Origin of the sequence: Paenibacillus sp. 1A_MP2 (assembly GCF_052244825.1) — a bacterium.
In the GTDB taxonomy this organism is placed as follows: Bacteria; Bacillota; Bacilli; order Paenibacillales; family Paenibacillaceae; genus Paenibacillus; species Paenibacillus vandeheii.
The window spans coordinates 2,300,467-2,316,972 of record NZ_JBQQCS010000001.1; the positions used below are offsets into that span (position 1 = coordinate 2,300,467).

The following is a 16,506-nucleotide window of genomic DNA, read 5'->3' on the forward strand; positions in this document are numbered from 1 at the left end:
ATGTGAATAACGTTAGCCGAAATAGCGAACAGGAAGACGAGGGAGATGATAAAGAAGATGGGGGACATCGGCAGATTTCTGTCCTTGTTGTTGGCAAGTTGCCTGTTGTCTTTAATTGTACTGTCAGTGTCCGTTGTATGTATAACGGATAGAGTTGACGCAGCACCTGTTGTTCAATCAGCTGATCGGACAAATTTATCCGCAGCTGAGTTGGAACAGGCTGTCAGCCCGCTGGTATCAGAACAAATCAGAACATTGAAGATCCCGGGAGCTGCTGTTGTCATTACTCAAGGGGAAGATATCATTTTCAGTCAAGGTTACGGTTATGCAAATGTGGAGCAGCAGATCTGGATGGACCCGCAGGACACAAAAGTTCATATTGGTTCACTTACCAAAACAATCACAGCCACTGCTGCAATGCAGCTGGTTGAGCAGGGTGAGATCGAGACGGATGCAGATGTAAATGATTATCTGACCTCGTATCAGCTGGGTACATTTAATCAGCAGCCGATTACGCTTCACCATTTGCTTACACATACGGCTGGACTGGATCAGGTCTTGTATGGTACCGTGGCAGCATCACAAGACGAGTTGGTCGGGCGGAATCTTTCTTACAGCAGTATGTGAAAAACCAGCCTCCTGTCAGAGAACCAGGTACCAGGTATGAGTACAGCAATGCCGGGCTGGGTCTGGTCGGCAATCTCATTGAACAGGTTCGTGGCCAGTCGCTGGATGAATATATGAAGGAGCATCTCTTTCAGCCACTTGGCATGTCTACAGCCGCGTTGGATATGCCAGATGAGAGTCCGGATCTTCCGTTATCTTACGATGTGGATAAAGAAGGCACATATCATCCGGTCTCATACCAGCATTTTAATATTCCGGGAGCGGGTGGACTTAGTGTAACGCCGAATGAGTTTGCACATTTCATGATCGCTCAATTGAATGAGGGGATGTACAAGGGAAACGCCTTGCTGAAGCCGGAAACTGTATACACGATGCAGCATGAACAGTATACGGATCATCCGGAACTAGACGGGGTGGGATATGGATTTTTTCTCGGCAAACTGTCTAATGCCTTACCGATGGTCTACCACACGGGAGAAGTGGAAGGATTCATATCCAAGATGGTGCTGATCCCTTCCAGACAGATCGGGATATATGTTGTCGTCAATGCAGGGCAGTCCGATGTACAGCTTCATAATCAGGTTGTGGAGTCCATTACGGACCTGCTGGGTCCAGTAAACACAGACACCTCACAGGTTATAATAACGCCACAGAGTGCAGAACAAATGCAGAACTATGAGGGTCATTATATGTTACAGCTCAGTCCACAGCATGGTTGGGGCAGATGGGTCAAGTTTTTTGAAAAAGGTGGTTACACGATTCGGGCAGATGGATACAATCTGATCGTTAGCGGAACGTTTCCAGAAGAAGAAGAAGAGCAGCATAAGCGCTTTGTGCCCATTCAGGAAGGCGTTTTTCAGGAGGAAGGTGCAGGCCGGTTCATATGGTTTCATGAACAGGACGGACAATGGAAGGCAACTGGTTTGAATGGGGTGACTATGTCCCAAACATCCTGGTGGGATACCTCGTTATTTCTGTTGGCTGTGTGTGCGTGCTTCATTTTATTTTGGATTTTCATAGCTATCACATGGCTCATTCGTTACATCATTCGTTGGTTCAGCAGTAACCGACGGCCGGTCTCCAGAATGATCGGGGTGATGGCGGTAATCTATGGAATCGCTGTGCCACTACAGATCGTGTATGGTTTGACTTATATGAGTACTGGATTTCCATTCTGGTATCAATGGGGGCTGTGCTCTCTTCCGTGGATTGCTGCATTGCTTGGGGGATTCTGCTTCTGCAAAATGTCCGAGGTACCGTAAAAGGGAAAGGCGTATCGATTGGAAGAGGTGCATTAGCCGTGATTGCTTTGGCTTTTACAGCGTATATGGGATATTGGAATATGCTTTCCATTCATTTTTACTGAATAATGGATGAATTTACCTTGCCTTGCATGAAAAGTGGCCCCGATGCCGCCAAATGCAGGTATTTTTATTTCGAACTGGAAACCTGACAAGTTACATGGTATGTTATATCATTATACTAGAGTAGTAGGCAACTATAGATGAAGACAGGAGAGGATTGAACATGATTAAAGTTGGTATCGTAGGGTACGGTAACCTGGGTAAAGGTGTGGAGAAGGCCATTTCACAAAATGAGGATCTGGAACTGGTTGCGGTCTTTACGCGTCGTAATCCGGAGCAGATGGTCGCTGAAGGCACAGAGGTTCGTTTCGAGCATATCTCTGCGGCTGAGCAATACATAGGCAAAATTGATGTCATGATTCTGTGTGGTGGCTCGGCAACGGATCTTCCGGAACAGACGCCTGCCATCGCCAAATTGTTCAATACGGTAGACAGCTTCGATACACATGCCAAAATCCCTGAATTCTATAAGGAAGTTCATACTGCGGCAGAGCAAGGCGGACATGTGAGTGTCATCTCGACAGGATGGGACCCGGGCTTGTTCTCGATGAATCGTCTGCTTGCTCAATCCATTCTGCCAGAAGGCAAAGAATACACATTCTGGGGCAAAGGGGTCAGCCAAGGGCATTCGGATGCCATCCGCCGTGTTCCAGGTGTTAAAGCTGGTGTTCAGTACACCGTACCTGTCGAAGAGGTGATTAACCGCATTCGTGCCGGAGAGACACCTGAACTGTCCACACGCGACAAGCATTTGCGTCAATGCTATGTGGTGGCTGAAGAGGGTGCCAATCAGGATGAGATTCGTGAAACGATTGTATCCATGCCGAACTATTTCTCGGATTACGATACTACGGTGACGTTTATTACTGAAGAGCAGTTAAAGGCTGAGCACGAAGGCATGCCGCATGGCGGGTTTGTCATTCGCAGTGGAGTTACAGGCGCAGGTCAGAAACAAATTATTGAATTTGGTCTGAAGCTGGACAGCAACCCGGAATTCACAGCGAGCGTGCTTGTGGCGTATGCCCGAGCTGCACAGCGTCTGAGCCTGGAAGGGCAGAAGGGTGCGAAGACGGTATTTGATATTCCGCTGGGTCACCTGTCTCCGAAGTCGGCTGAGGACCTTCGCCGCGACCTGTTATAATACGGTAGGTAGTGCAAGTCAACAGGGCATTGCATTTGAATGGCTTTTTATCCTTTGTAAAATAGAAAATAATAGCCCGCCCTTCGCCTAAAGAAGGACGGGCTATTTGCTGTACAATCCTGCTCTACGCGTATTGGCTGAATCATGCCTAAGACCAATGCTCAGGCATATGCAGATGGACGGGCAGCTTGGTGCGGGCGTTGCCCTTAGCTGCATTGATTTGGGATTGTGTCAGGAAAATGCCGCCGGTCAGATCCGCTCCGCCAAGATGGGCATCACGCAAGTCGGCACCAATCCAATCGGCATGTCGCAGGTCCGCATTGCGAAGATCACAAGCAATCATCAGAGCACCCCGGAAGCTCGCGCCTCGCAGATCAACCCCTGTCAGATTCGCTCCTAAGAAGTCTCTTCCCGTACGTTTTTGGCTCTTCGGCTTTCCCTTTCCATGTTCACGACTCGTGGGTGGTGCACTGGCGCGTACCAATGTACTTGCCTTGACCAAAAGCTCGTTCACCATCGCACGATGAGCAGGAATGTCCAGGCGCAGCAGGGCCGATGGCTCCAGATTGGCAAGATGCTGTATCTCCTCATATCTTTCTCGCAGAGCCGCATGAAGTGTAGATGTTTCCGACCGCATCAGCATTTCATTCAGATAACTGAGCAGCTCGTGAAGTTGTCTCAGGGCAGGTAGGCAATCGAACATCTCGCTTGCGGATTCCGGATGATCTCGCCAATCCTTGCCTGCATAGGTTATCTGGGACAGCTTCTGTCCGGCGCCAAAACAGTCATACACGGTACAGCCCTTGAACCCTTTTTGCCGTAGCTGGGTATGTATTCCGCAGCGATGGTCTGTACGCAGGTTGGGACAGGGAGTACCACTGGATTTGTCAAAAGCAAAATCGGATGATTTGCCATAGGGCAAGGCAACACAGCACAGACCGAAACATTGCTCGCAGTCCGCGCTCAAATGAGGACCGGCTGTGGTGGTGTATGGTTGGTTAGACAAAATGCACACTTCCTTTAATAGTAAAAAAAACAGATTGAATCAGTTCAGTACCACTTTACCATTACACTAGGATTCGATCAATTCGAATCAGGAGTTTTGTTATCTCTACCGGGGGTAGACGCCGGCTTTGCATTTTAATCTTAAAATAGGGTTATTCAATTTGCAGGTACTACACTGCTGGTCATGTGGGGGAGAACAAATGCGGATAAGAAAGACGGGAATTAGTTTGTGGATTGCAGTATTGGTGACAAGTCTGTTGTATGGGTATGGACCGAACGTGCATGCCGACGCCGGTGGTCGAATGTGGGAAGTGGATGTAACCAGATATGACGGGTTTTCGGTCATTGATGCCAAGCCAACGGAGGATGGCGGATATATTTTGGCAGGCAGGAGCGGGAATCAGAGTGCGCTGCTGAAAACGGATGCGGAAGGTAAGGAGTTATGGCGTAAACAGCTGACCGAGGGAACGGAGCCGAGATACGATGTGAGAGCTGTTATTCCGCTGCGGGACAATGAGTACATGTATGCAGCAATCGATAACAATGATCTGAATCAATCCGTCATTGGCAAACTGAATGCAGATCAGGAGATTGCCTTTTCTGTAGTGGTCGAGGGCAGTGTAAGCTCCTTGCTCAAGACAGATCATGAACTGATCCTGTTAACCGGTTATCGGCGTTCTGCAAACGGTGAACTGGACCCAATGGCAGTCATGCTGAATCCAGGAAGCAGTCAGATATTTAATACAACCTATGCGCAGCCCTATAATCAATTTATACACGCCAGCCTTCGCTCCTTTAAGGGCACCCACCTCATTGGAGGTTCGACCCAACAGGATGGAGTCAGCTGGTATACCGATGCGCTCCTGACAGAAGTGAATTTGGCAGGTGTGCAGGTCAATCAGAGAACATATGGTACACCGGATGCAAGCGAAACGATTGAGGCTATGGCACCAGTGAATGATTTTGGGTATATTCTGACGGGAAATGTGGTCATTGGCTCTAAACAGGAGATCATGCTGCTTAAACTGGATGCCAATCTGGACCAAGAGTGGATGAGGACATATCCTGTAGGAAACCATGGTGTGGACGTAAAGCTGGCTTTTGAAGGGGGATATGTGGTATCAGGCACGGATAGCGATCTGAACATGCTTGTATTGAAAACCGATGAAGCAGGCAATATGCAGTGGGTTCACCACCTATCCGAAAAGGGATCAGGTTCAAGCACCAAACAAAACCCTGATGGGAGTTACTCGTTTCTAGGCGGGGACGACAATGGTGGATGGTATGCCCTTCGGGTTGCTGCGCCTGAACAAATTGCCGTGGACGATCTAGCCAATCTTATTGTAGGCACAACACCCGATATGGAGTTTTCAACTAATGCTGGCGTGAGCTATACTTCCTTTGCCGTTGAACCATCACCGACTTTTCCCGGGAATGAAGAGGTGTGGGTAAGGTATCGGAAAGACAGGGAACAAGGTTATGGTGCGGGCCAAGTCCAGGTTCTACAATTTACTGCCAATGCAGCAGATGCCCGTTTGCACAAGCTGGCTATCGATGGATTGCCCTTGACCGGATTCGATCCTGAGCTTGAAGAGTATACGATCCAAGTCTCGAAGGATGCATCATCCATCACGGTAACAGCCAGTACGTATGAACCCGCTGCCAGCCTGCTTCTTGATGGACAGTCTGCACAATCGGGCCAGGGCGTAAATGTGCCTGTAATTGCGCCAACGCAGGACGTCGTTATTGAAGTTACAGCGGCGGACAGGATCAATCAACGAAATTATACCCTACATGTCGTTCAAGAGACTGATCCGGCTACAGGGGAACCGGGAGGACCTGAGAACCCGGAAAACCCGGAAAACCCGGAAAACCCGGGAAATCCAGAGACTCCAGAGGAACCCCCTGTGCAGCCAGAAAATCCATCTGTCCCATTGGTTCCAAGTGTTCCCTCATCTCCAATGGGACAGCAAAGTGCACCGGCTGCACCTGCCATCTCGTCCAACTTAACAGGGCTGAACGTTTCGCCAGGCAAACTTGAACCTGCATTTTCCCCGGAGCAGTTTCGCTACCGGCTAACATTGACAGCAGATACCTCTGCGGTAACCCTGCATTGGCCTGTGATCGGACAAAATATTACGGTGAACGGCTCACCGGCGCAGCAGGGCAATATTACGCTGGTGAACCTGAACCCTGGCAGCAATCCGGTTACGATCGGTGTCAAAGGTTTGGATGACGAGGCCAAGGAATATTACATTGATATCGTTCGGGGTGAGACAGTGTCTTCTGAATCGGAGGAGGGGCCTGCTCTCGGGCAAGATCTCATTGCCATTGAAGGGCAGAGGGATTGGGCAGATCGGGCGATGGCGATTGCGGCTCAAAAGGGCATTGTGCAGGGGTATGGAGATGGCACCTATAGACCGCATGAAATCCTTACCCGGCTGGAATATGCCGTTATGCTGCAACGAATGCTTCAATTGCCTTTGAGGGAAAGAGAGGCAACACAGCGTAGCTTCAAGGATCAGGAGAATATTCCGGCTTGGGGGCTCGAGGCCGTATTAGCGGTAAGTGAAGCAGGCATTATGCAGGGCTATCCGAATGGAAAGTATGCCCCTGATCTTGCCATAACCCGGGCAGAGATGTCTGCCATTGTAGTTAGAGCTTTTCAGTTGAAGAACGAATTGGATTCGGCGAATTCTGCGTTACCGTCTTTCCATGATGTGGATCAGGTGGCCCTGTGGGCACGCCCCTACGTGCAAATCTTGCAACAGCACGGTATTGTCAAAGGCAGAGCCAATAACAGGTTTGCTCCACAGGATAATCTCACCCGTGCTGAGGCGGTAATGGTTCTGCTTCGCATCCAGCAGATGCTGGATTCATAACCAATCACATGTCACATATGAAATGAACATACACTTGTGTTGCATCCTAACGTAATTAACATAAAGGGCAGCTCTCCCGGGGAGAACTGCCCTTTATTTATCTTAGGAAAAATGTCATTACACTGGCTGGCAAATTCCTGTGGTGAATGGGTTTGCCTAAGTTAGACGATACCTTGCGCGAGCATGGCATCTGCCACTTTCAGGAAGCCAGCGATGTTCGCTCCAGCAAGCAGGTTACCTGCACAGCCATACTCATCCGCTGCCTGAACACAGCTGGTGTAGATGTTAGACATAATGTCATGCAGCTTGGCGTCCACTTCTTCAAATGACCAGGACAACCGCATGCTGTTCTGCGACATTTCAAGTGCGGACACGGCAACTCCGCCAGCATTAGCCGCTTTGGCTGGTCCAAACAGAACGCCTTCTTTATGGAACACATCAATCGCAGCCAAAGTGGAAGGCATATTCGCTCCTTCACCGATCGCTTTAACTCCGCCTTGCACGAGCAATGCAGCAGCCTGTTCGTCGATTTCGTTTTGCGTTGCACAAGGCAGCGCGATATCACAAGGGATAGACCAGATGCCTTCACAGCCTTCGGTATACACGGCATGTGGATGCTCTTTGACATATTCGCTGATCCGCAGACGATCAACCTCTTTTAATCTTTTTACGGTATCTAGATTGATTCCTTGAGCATCATAGATGTAACCACCGGAGTCACTACACGCCACAACATTAGCTCCAAGTTCCTGAGCCTTTTGAATGGCATAGATGGATACATTACCCGAAACCGGAGACAACAACCGTGCTGTCCTTGAAGCTCAGTCCTTTGGATGCCAGCATTTCCTTCACAAAGTACACGCATCCGAATCCGGTAGCTTCCTTACGTGCAAGACTTCCTCCGTATAGGAGCCCTTTACCTGTAAGTACGCCGGCTTCATGTCCACCGCTGATACGTTTGTACTGTCCGAACATATAACCGATTTCCCGTGCACCTACACCGATGTCGCCTGCAGGTACGTCCGCATCGGAACCGATATATTTGTACAGTTCAGTCATGAAGCTTTGAGTGAAACGCATAACTTCCAGATCTGATTTTCCTTTTGGATCGAAGTCGGAACCACCTTTACCACCGCCGATTGGCAGACCAGTCAAGGCATTTTTGAAAATCTGCTCGAACCCAAGGAATTTAACGATTCCCGAGTAAACAGAAGGATGGAAGCGAAGTCCGCCTTTGTACGGACCAATTGCGCTGTTGAATTGAACACGGAATCCACGGTTTACTTGTACCTTACCTTGATCATCTACCCAAGGCACGCGGAACGTAATAACACGTTCTGGCTCAACAAGCTGTTCAAGCAAGCCATTCTCCCGATATTTCGGGTGAGCTGCAATGACAGGAATAAGCGAGTCCAGGATCTCTTTGACAGCCTGATGGAATTCACTTTCCTGTGGATTTCTGGCGATAACCGATTCGTAAACGGAATGAACATAATCTGCGGCAGATACTTGAGTTGAATCTTTAGTTATAGTCGACACTTTTCAATGCACTCCTTTATTGTGTTAAAGTCTTGGGATGGCTATTTGTATAAATTGCATAAAAGTTTGTAGTTAAATATACAGGAAACAAAATAAAAATACGAGATGAAAATCCATAAAATGTTTTTTATGGCGTTATTAAAATCTTCTATGGATCTGTCATACGATGTAAAGGTTAAGTTTGGAAGCCGGGTAGGCTGCCCTTTTATCCTTATACAACGCAAAGTTAACGGAATAGCTGGATTAAAAAAATAGTTTTGGTAAGATGGTAGTAAGACCGCGGGATCCGTGGTTTTTTTATCTATATGAAGGAGGAGAACAACATGATGAAGAAAAACATGCGAATCAACATGGAGAACAGGGCTTGTATAGGAGGTGAGATTTATTATGAACCGTAGGTCCTCCTTTCAAAACTGCAGAGAAATGCTGGTGAACCAGCTCATTATATTCGGTGAAGAGAAAAGAACATTTCTCGACGCCTATTTTGACGTGCGTGATCCGGAACGCTCGCAGATGGAACGGCTGCTCGCGAACTATACGACGTGTGTGGAGAAGCTGCTTCTCGGTGCAGATGAAGCTCTGGACTCGGTGGTACTCATTGGTAGCTTGATCCGGTTTGAATACGTTGATTTTCACACATCCGATTCATTCACCATTGGTATGCCGGATGACGCGGACCCGGATGCGGGCGTATTTCCTTCCTCTCCCCTGTGGGCCGGCAATTACTGCTTGGACTTAAGGGAGAAATAAGGTCGATTAATATACCAGCTGGCTCCATGCGGGTACGTATTACGGATATTACGTTGAACAATGAATCCTTGAACAGGATGTCTACTGGGGGTGCAGATCATGCACTTTAAAGAGACGGATTTGCCGGGAATTGGACGCAAATACTGGCTGCACACACGCAGCGGTGAGCATTTGGTCATCGTCATCCATAATGATGAGCGACGTGACCTGTTTCACATGGAGTCAGGTGATTCGCCTGAAGAACTGGGAGACATGGTGTCACTGGTCACACTGGATGATGATGAGGCACGTGCGGTAGCGGCTATTGTTGGCGGCATGACGTACAAACCAACGTTTCAGGATGAGCGTGAAGTGATGCTGGAGGGGCTGTTAATTGAATGGCTCCGTATTGAACCGCATTCAGAGAGCATAGGAAGAACGATCGGAGAACTGAATATTCGCCAGGCAACAGGTGCGGTTATTCTGGCTGTGGTCGAGAAGAACAGGATGAAGCAGTTTAATCCGGGTCCGGACTATACCTTTACTGCGGGGCTACGGTTGTTGTCGCTGGGGAACGGGATCAAATCAAACTGTTAAAACGGTTGTTATCCAATGGACGGCTCTAGCCTATGGATATGCTCATATTCGAAGTGGGAATTGCCGTTGCGCTGATTACACTTACGGGGCTAATATCTGCACGATTACGATTTTCGGTCATACCTTTCTATATCCTGATTGGCATGGCTGTTGGACCGCATGCACCACAGATCGGCATTGTGGATCTGCGTTTTATCGAAAGCTCGTCATTTATTGAATTTATGGGCAGGCTGGGCATTCTGTTTTTACTTTTTTATCTGGGGCTTGAATTCTCGGTATCCCGTCTGCTGAAATCAGGCAAAGCCATTCTAACCGGAGGCATGTTCTACGTTGGACTAAATTTTGCTTCCGGTCTGCTACTGGGTTGGTTTATGGAACTTCCGCTCAAGGAAACGTTGGTAGTCTGTGGCATTATGACGAGTTCTTCCACAGCTATTGTGGCTAAAGTACTCGTCGATTTGAAGCGCACGGCGAACCCGGAGACGGAGATTATTATGGGTATGATCATGTTTGATGATCTGTTCATCGCCATTCATATTTCGATCCTGACGGGACTTGTACTGAGTGGGGCTACCTCATTCCTAAGCGTCTTTCTTGTATCCCTGTCTGCGCTGCTGTTCATTGTACTATTTCTGATTATAGGCAGGAAATGCATCAAGTATATCGATAAAGCACTCAACATCAAATCATCGGAGTTATTTCTGCTCACGGTTATGACGCTGCTCTTTCTGGTGGCGGGTTTCTCGGAAACGCTGCATGTGGCCGAGGCGATTGGGGCTTTGATGATGGGGCTGGTTCTGGGGAATCGAGACATGCCAGCCGAATTGAGCATCAGATCATGCCGTTCAAAGATTTCTTTGGTGCCATTTTCTTTTTCAGCTTTGGCCTGACCATTGAACCTTCATCCCTCGGGGGTGCCGTTGGCATGACCGTCATTGCCGTGATTCTCACCATTGCCAGCAACTATGGTGCGGGCATGATCGCTGGCAGACTCTCCGGGATGTCTGCACGTGCTTCTCTTAATGTTGGATTCACGCTGGTGTCCCGTGGAGAGTTCTCCATCATTATGGCGAACATCGGCAAGGCCGGAGGTCTGATGGCATCCATTCAGTCTTTTGCCGTGTTATATGTGTTGATTCTGGCAGTGCTTGGCCCGATTCTGACTAAAGAATCGCCATGGATTTACAGTCAATATGCTCGTTTGAGGAAAAGAATGAAACGAAAGGAGACGGGATGAATTGTGCATCTGTTTGCCACGTCTTTACAGCGTAGGTTCGTACACAGATGCAAACACGTATTGAATCCTAATCCACTGATAAACCGTACACGCCACACTGCTTGGAGTAAATTCTCTCCTTGGTGTGGCGTTTATTGTATCGGGGATGTCCATCCCTTTATTGACAGATGTATGAAGGCTGTTATACAAAGAAGTATACTTATGGACGTATGTTTTAATGAAAGGTCGTGCAATGCACGGCCTTTTTTTGGATATAGGATCACGCTCATGCAATCTGAATGGGACTGATCTATGACAAGAGGAGAATGTACCGCATGGATAATCTGCCTTCATATCATTCAACATATCATTATTGGAAACAGTATCAAGCCTTCTTTCCGGAAGAATTCAGGCTAGGAGATCATGCGAATCCTGAAGAGGAGTGGTGGGAATCGAACGGGGTTCATCTGCACATCGATCGTCTTCCCGTGCCCGAGTCGCCGATCAAAATTCTGTTCATTCACGGAGCCGGAGGCAATGGCAGGTTGCTCGCCCCTTATGCCCGAATGCTGCACCTCCGAGGCTATGAGGTAGTATCGCCAGATCTTCCACCGTATGGGCTAAGCTATGCGTCGTCTGGGACACGTCTCAATTATGACCTGTGGATCAAGCTGCTTGTTTCACTCGCATAAGAAAGACGGCAAGCCGATCGTGGTGTTGGGAAGCAGCATAGGGGGAATGCTGGCGTATCACACGAGTGCACGCAGTGAGCACGTACAAGGCTTAATCGTAACAACCTTTGTGGACACGAGTGATGCTGATATGCGTGACCAGCTTGCGCCAAACCGTGTGATTAGCCGATGGGGCAAACGTATGATGGACCAGTTCCCCGGCCTGCTTGATCGTATCCGCATCTCCGTCAAACAGGTATCACGAATGCAACTGATTACCAATAATTCGGATTTAACCCGACTTATTATGAATGATCCACAAGCGGCAGCGACGCGTGTCCCATTGGAACTGTTAAGAACATTCCTGAATAAGAAGCCGGAGGTAGACCCGGAACAGTTTGATCAATGTCCTGTCCTGCTGGTTCACCCTGAACTGGACCCGATGACACCATTACGGTTCAGCCAATCTTTTTTTGATCGATTGAAAGTGGAAAAGGAATGCGTAGTGTTGGAAGGAGCGGGCCACTTCCCTATAGAACAGCCAGGGCTGAATCAATTGGAGGAAGCCGTGTTACGATTTTTACATAAGATTCAAGCAAAACATTCATGAAAATTGGATTCGAATGTTCTCTATATGAACCGCGACTCCGCCCACTTGAATTTTTGTAATTTCATTGGAAATGTCCAGCGTTAATTTGGCTCGGATCTCCGAGGGACGGTTCAAGATGTATCCTTGTCTAATCGTATAGATTGTATCAATGGGATCTGAAAGTTGGTTGTATTTATGTAAATAACAGAGTAAAGCACCGTTAGATGTACCTGTTGCGCTCTCTTCTGGAATATCGTAAAGGGGAGCAAAATTCCGGCATTCTGCCAGAGCGATCTCTGCATCTGGTTCGAGTGCAAACACGTGATAACCTACGACATGGTTAGCTTTGCTAATTTCAGCGATAAGCTGAAAGTCAGGAATGATTTTTGACAGAACATCAACATGGTTAACCGCAATCAAGATATCTCGTAATCCGGTAGACACGATCTGCACAGGTAATTCGGCGTGCAAATCTTCTGTAGGAATACCCAGAGAATCCGCAATGGTTTGTCGGTCAACAATCTCTCCAAACTCTGGTAGCGCCTGAGACAGATAGACTTCACCATTATTCTGGACAACCACTTCGAGGATTCCGGCCAGTGTCTCCAGTGTGTACATACCTACCTCAACGATATGCTGTGCTTTCATTAAATAAAATAAAGCAATCGTTGCATGCCCGCATAGATTAACTTCATCACTAGGGGTGAAGTAACGAACTTTGAAATCAGCCTGATCCGATGGCATAACAAATGCCGTCTCTGAAAATCCAACTTGTCTGGCAATCTCCTGCATCTGGGATTCGGATAAGTGTCCTGCTTGTAAAACAACTCCTGCAGGGTTTCCGCCTAGAGGTTTATCGGAAAATGCATGTAACGTACTTACTTCAATGTCCACAATGCTACCTCGCTTGTTCGGTTATTTAGGTTCAACAGTTCTACATTATATCATGGTTCGTGATCAGGATTGTGACCCCAAACCTGCTGCGAATTCGTGAATATAGGTCAAGTGCACGATCGGGAAGGGTAATGAAGAAGGAGAGCATAACGATAATCCTATGGAAAGGCTGGTATCTCTAATGAAAGCCATTGTGATTGAAGAGTTCGGTGGAGCGGAACAATTGAAGGAAAAGGAAATGACCAAGCCGACATGTGGAGTGAATCAGGTGCTGATCCGCATTCATGCTACTTCTGTGAACCCGGTGGATTTTAAAATCAGACAAGGTCATATGAAAGAGGCTGCGGATTCTTTCCCACTCATATTGGGCGGGGATGTCGCCGGTACGGTAGAAGAAGCGGGTTCCAATGTGGCGAGGTTCAGAGCGGGAGATCGTGTATTTGCCCGTCCTCGTCATTTCGGAACCTATGCAGAATATGTGGCCGTGGATGCGGACATCATTGCCCGTATTCCAGAGAAACTGAGCTTCGAGGAAGCAGCTGCTATACCATTAGCAGCCATGACGGCCTGGCAGGCACTTGTTGAACATGGACGGCTTGCCAAAGGACAGAAGGTTCTCATTCACGCGGGAGCAGGTGGTGTAGGAACCTATGCCATTCAGATCGCCAAATATCTTGGCGCTGAAGTGGCTTCCACCGCAAGTGAATCGAATGAGGAATTGCTCCGTTCGCTGGGTGTGGATCATTTTATCAATTATAAAAAAGAAGACTTCTCGGAGATTCTCTCCGGTTATGATGTCGTGCTGGACACGATGGGTGGCGACATTCAACGTGATAGCTTCAAGGTATTAAAGCCCGGTGCACGTCTGGTATCGCTTGTGGAACAACCGGATGAAACGCTGGCTAAGGAAGCAGGTGTAACCGCCAACGTGTTCATGATGGAACCCAAAGGAGACCAACTCGATCAGTTGGCTGAGCTCGCTGCTGAGGGCAAGCTGAGACCCATTATTGATGAGACATACCCCTTGAGTGAACAAGGTCTGCGTGAAGCACACGAAAAAAGCGAAACCCATCATACACGCGGAAAACTGGTCATACGAGTAGAATAGATGAGGTTTACCGTTGAATGTTTAAGTTAGCTTTTTGTTCTAACGTACACCTCCTAAAATTGACATTGGACATACCTATATGGGGAACCGGTGAGATTTTAGGAGGTGTATTTTTTATGCGTAAAGAGAGCACACGAATAATATAATTTGAAAGAATGGAATATTACGGTATATACTTGATGTAAGTGTTGAAAGGAATGAGAACGATGTAGTCTATGGAGACTTAGATCCCAAGGCCAGATCTCCGCCTTAATTCAGATATGAGTGAGGTAGGAGTAAATAAACCTTAGGAGGATCTATAATGAAAAATAATATTTGGACAGGTCATAAAGTTAGATTACGTGCAATTCTCCCAACTGATTGGGATAAGTTCCACAATAATGATTCTGATTCTGACTGTGCTAGACTAAATTTCCCAAGATCAGAAGAGGGTACCAAGGCTTGGGCTGAATTCCAGGCATCTCGTGGTTCTGATGGGGATAAAATTATGCTCGCGGTCGAGACTATAGATGGAGTATTAGTAGGAAGTATAAGTTCGAATAACTGTGATACCCGAAATGGAACTTTTACGTACGGTGTTGCTATCTTCAGAGAATTCTGGCGCAATGGTTATGCTTCAGAAGCTGTAAAAATATTGTTGCGATATTACTTTGAGGAGTTACGCTATCAGAAAGTTACCGCACATATTTATGCTTTTAATGAAGGTTCACTAGAACTTCATGAGCGTCTTGGATTTGTCCAAGAAGGGAAACTCAGAAATATGGTATTCACTAATGGACAGCATTACGATGAATATCTCTATGGTTTGACTAAAAGTGAATACTCGAAAATGAAGATATGAGAGTAGGCTACCCTAGTGGTAGCCTTTTTTCAAATAACGGGAAACGATAAATTAAATCTGAGGCGGATGTAGGCTGAATGATTTCTTCAGTTGGTGCCCCGTTTTGATGATGTTCCTTTTCAAATGCAAATCAAGTAGACAATCTGATATTGAAATACAATGGGAGGTTATCTGATGGTTGATGTTTTTGCTGTATCAGACATTATTGTTAAACATATTAAGACTCATTACCCTCAAGACGTTGCAATTGTCGGCTATTACGGATCATATTTGCAGGGGCGAGCGACTGAACGTTCGGATTTGGATTTCTTCTTCATTCCAGCGACGGCCAAGGGTAGAGAAGCGGAGTGCCAGTTTATGATCGACGGTATCAGTTTTGATTTCTGGCCCATCGGATGGGATCGTGCTGAACGGATGGCAACATCTGAAGAATGGAATACGACGATTATAGCAGACTGTGAATTGTTATATGTCCGATCAGATGATGATCTAGTCAGATTCATGGAACTTCGCGAAACAATATCGAACATGGGGAGTAAAGCCAGAACATCGGATATGATCAACAAAGCTGAATCCGCACTAAAGGAATGCTTGATCAGCATAGCTAAAATGCGTCTTTCCAAAAATGCCAAGGATCTTTCCTATTGTCGAACCCAGGCTCAAGAGATTGCGGGAAACATTTTCATGTCGCTTGGCTTTTTAAACCAAATTTACTATAAGCGCAGTTGGGGTCACTATCGTGAGCAAGTTAGAAATCTCCCCATTAAACCGGATCAACTGGACCCATTCCTTGATACCATTATGTTCAGCCTTTCTCCAGATGAAATAATATCAGCGTGCGAGAATCTGACAGCGGATACACTTTGTCTCATATCGGAGCGACAAAACAGCCAAGAAGAGCTTCGCTCTTATAAAGAGCAACTGCGGGGGTACTACGAAGAGGAAAAAGGTATGATAAATAAACTGTTAACCGCGTGCGAAAAAGGCCATTACGAAACAGCTTTCTTCGTTGCTATTGGGGTGCAAGACGGGTTATCCCGAATATTGTACGCGGCAGAAAAGGGACGCTGGCCTGGCATTATTGACATGGGTGAGCATCGCGAGTTTTACGTTAATTATGGGTATCCTGATCTGGTTGCACTGTTAAATCCAAACGATTTTGAACCGTTGCGATTAGCCGTCCTGCAGCTTATAGATCAGTTGGAGAATCAGCTTAAAAGAGAAGGCGTATCTATCAACCAGTTCGACTCTGTTGCTGAGTTCGAATTATTTTACATAAACAGAGTTTGAGGACAGGGAATAA

The 16,506-nt window shown here is 47.1% G+C and carries 13 protein-coding genes and 3 pseudogenes; 13 read left to right on the plus strand and 3 right to left on the minus strand.

Going from position 1 to position 16,506, the window contains the following annotated elements:
- The first annotated feature begins 45 nt into the window (after positions 1-45).
- From ACTWJ7_RS11245 to ACTWJ7_RS11255, 3 genes are all read left to right on the plus strand, one after another.
- On the plus strand, positions 46-627 hold the full coding sequence (locus ACTWJ7_RS11245; RefSeq protein WP_443145444.1) for a serine hydrolase domain-containing protein: 582 nt from the start codon (positions 46-48) through the stop codon (positions 625-627).
- Positions 624-1,889: a serine hydrolase domain-containing protein gene (locus tag ACTWJ7_RS11250; RefSeq protein ID WP_443145445.1), complete on the plus strand. Its 1,266-nt coding sequence runs from the start codon at positions 624-626 to the stop codon at positions 1,887-1,889. The genes ACTWJ7_RS11245 and ACTWJ7_RS11250 overlap by 4 nt, the downstream gene beginning before the upstream one ends.
- 265 nt (positions 1,890-2,154) lie before the next feature.
- Positions 2,155-3,132, plus strand: a complete 978-nt coding sequence (locus ACTWJ7_RS11255; protein WP_443145446.1) for a diaminopimelate dehydrogenase — start codon at positions 2,155-2,157, stop codon at positions 3,130-3,132.
- A 148-nt stretch (positions 3,133-3,280) separates the two neighbouring features.
- Here the strand turns inward: ACTWJ7_RS11255 and ACTWJ7_RS11260 are convergent, their stop codons facing one another.
- The gene (locus ACTWJ7_RS11260) at positions 3,281-4,138 is read right to left on the minus strand and encodes a pentapeptide repeat-containing protein (RefSeq protein WP_079350503.1); all 858 of its coding nucleotides are present in this window, start codon (positions 4,136-4,138) and stop codon (positions 3,281-3,283) included.
- 199 nt (positions 4,139-4,337) lie between these two features.
- Between ACTWJ7_RS11260 and ACTWJ7_RS11265 the strand changes: the two genes are divergently transcribed.
- Positions 4,338-7,019 (plus strand): S-layer homology domain-containing protein, encoded by a 2,682-nt coding sequence (locus tag ACTWJ7_RS11265; protein ID WP_301878166.1) that lies wholly within the window; start codon positions 4,338-4,340, stop codon positions 7,017-7,019.
- A 161-nt stretch (positions 7,020-7,180) separates the two neighbouring features.
- Here the strand turns inward: ACTWJ7_RS11265 and gdhA are convergent.
- Positions 7,181-8,558 (minus strand): annotated as a pseudogene (gdhA, locus tag ACTWJ7_RS11270) (NADP-specific glutamate dehydrogenase).
- A gap of 387 nt (positions 8,559-8,945) precedes the next feature.
- On the opposite strand from gdhA, the gene ACTWJ7_RS11275 reads away from it, so the two are divergent.
- From ACTWJ7_RS11275 to ACTWJ7_RS11300, 6 genes and pseudogenes are all read left to right on the plus strand, one after another.
- On the plus strand, positions 8,946-9,308 hold the full coding sequence (locus ACTWJ7_RS11275; protein WP_443145447.1) for a hypothetical protein: 363 nt from the start codon (positions 8,946-8,948) through the stop codon (positions 9,306-9,308).
- Entirely contained in the window at positions 9,269-9,418 is a 150-nt protein-coding gene (locus ACTWJ7_RS11280; protein ID WP_443145448.1) for a hypothetical protein, read from the plus strand. The genes ACTWJ7_RS11275 and ACTWJ7_RS11280 overlap by 40 nt, the downstream gene beginning before the upstream one ends.
- Positions 9,408-9,913 (plus strand): annotated as a pseudogene (locus tag ACTWJ7_RS11285) (cation:proton antiporter regulatory subunit). The gene ACTWJ7_RS11280 and the pseudogene ACTWJ7_RS11285 overlap by 11 nt, the downstream one beginning before the upstream one ends.
- Before the next feature lie 3 nt (positions 9,914-9,916).
- Positions 9,917-11,121: pseudogene (locus ACTWJ7_RS11290) on the plus strand (cation:proton antiporter).
- A gap of 314 nt (positions 11,122-11,435) precedes the next feature.
- Positions 11,436-11,792: a hypothetical protein gene (locus ACTWJ7_RS11295; RefSeq protein WP_301878163.1), complete on the plus strand. Its 357-nt coding sequence runs from the start codon at positions 11,436-11,438 to the stop codon at positions 11,790-11,792.
- Positions 11,776-12,381 carry an alpha/beta hydrolase gene (locus tag ACTWJ7_RS11300; protein WP_301878162.1) on the plus strand — a complete coding sequence of 202 codons (606 nt, stop codon included), beginning with the start codon at positions 11,776-11,778 and terminating at the stop codon, positions 12,379-12,381. The genes ACTWJ7_RS11295 and ACTWJ7_RS11300 overlap by 17 nt, the downstream gene beginning before the upstream one ends.
- Here the strand turns inward: ACTWJ7_RS11300 and ACTWJ7_RS11305 are convergent.
- Positions 12,376-13,254 carry a PhzF family phenazine biosynthesis protein gene (locus ACTWJ7_RS11305; protein ID WP_079350497.1) on the minus strand — a complete coding sequence of 293 codons (879 nt, stop codon included), beginning with the start codon at positions 13,252-13,254 and terminating at the stop codon, positions 12,376-12,378. The genes ACTWJ7_RS11300 and ACTWJ7_RS11305 overlap by 6 nt on opposite strands.
- A gap of 181 nt (positions 13,255-13,435) precedes the next feature.
- On the opposite strand from ACTWJ7_RS11305, the gene ACTWJ7_RS11310 reads away from it, so the two are divergent.
- From ACTWJ7_RS11310 to ACTWJ7_RS11320, 3 genes are all read left to right on the plus strand, one after another.
- On the plus strand, positions 13,436-14,362 hold the full coding sequence (locus ACTWJ7_RS11310) for an NADP-dependent oxidoreductase (protein ID WP_301878160.1): 927 nt from the start codon (positions 13,436-13,438) through the stop codon (positions 14,360-14,362).
- A gap of 301 nt (positions 14,363-14,663) precedes the next feature.
- Positions 14,664-15,203: a GNAT family N-acetyltransferase gene (locus ACTWJ7_RS11315; protein WP_301878159.1), complete on the plus strand. Its 540-nt coding sequence runs from the start codon at positions 14,664-14,666 to the stop codon at positions 15,201-15,203.
- A 174-nt stretch (positions 15,204-15,377) separates the two neighbouring features.
- Positions 15,378-16,493, plus strand: a complete 1,116-nt coding sequence (locus ACTWJ7_RS11320; RefSeq protein WP_301878158.1) for a hypothetical protein — start codon at positions 15,378-15,380, stop codon at positions 16,491-16,493.
- Positions 16,494-16,506: the final 13 nt, after the last annotated feature.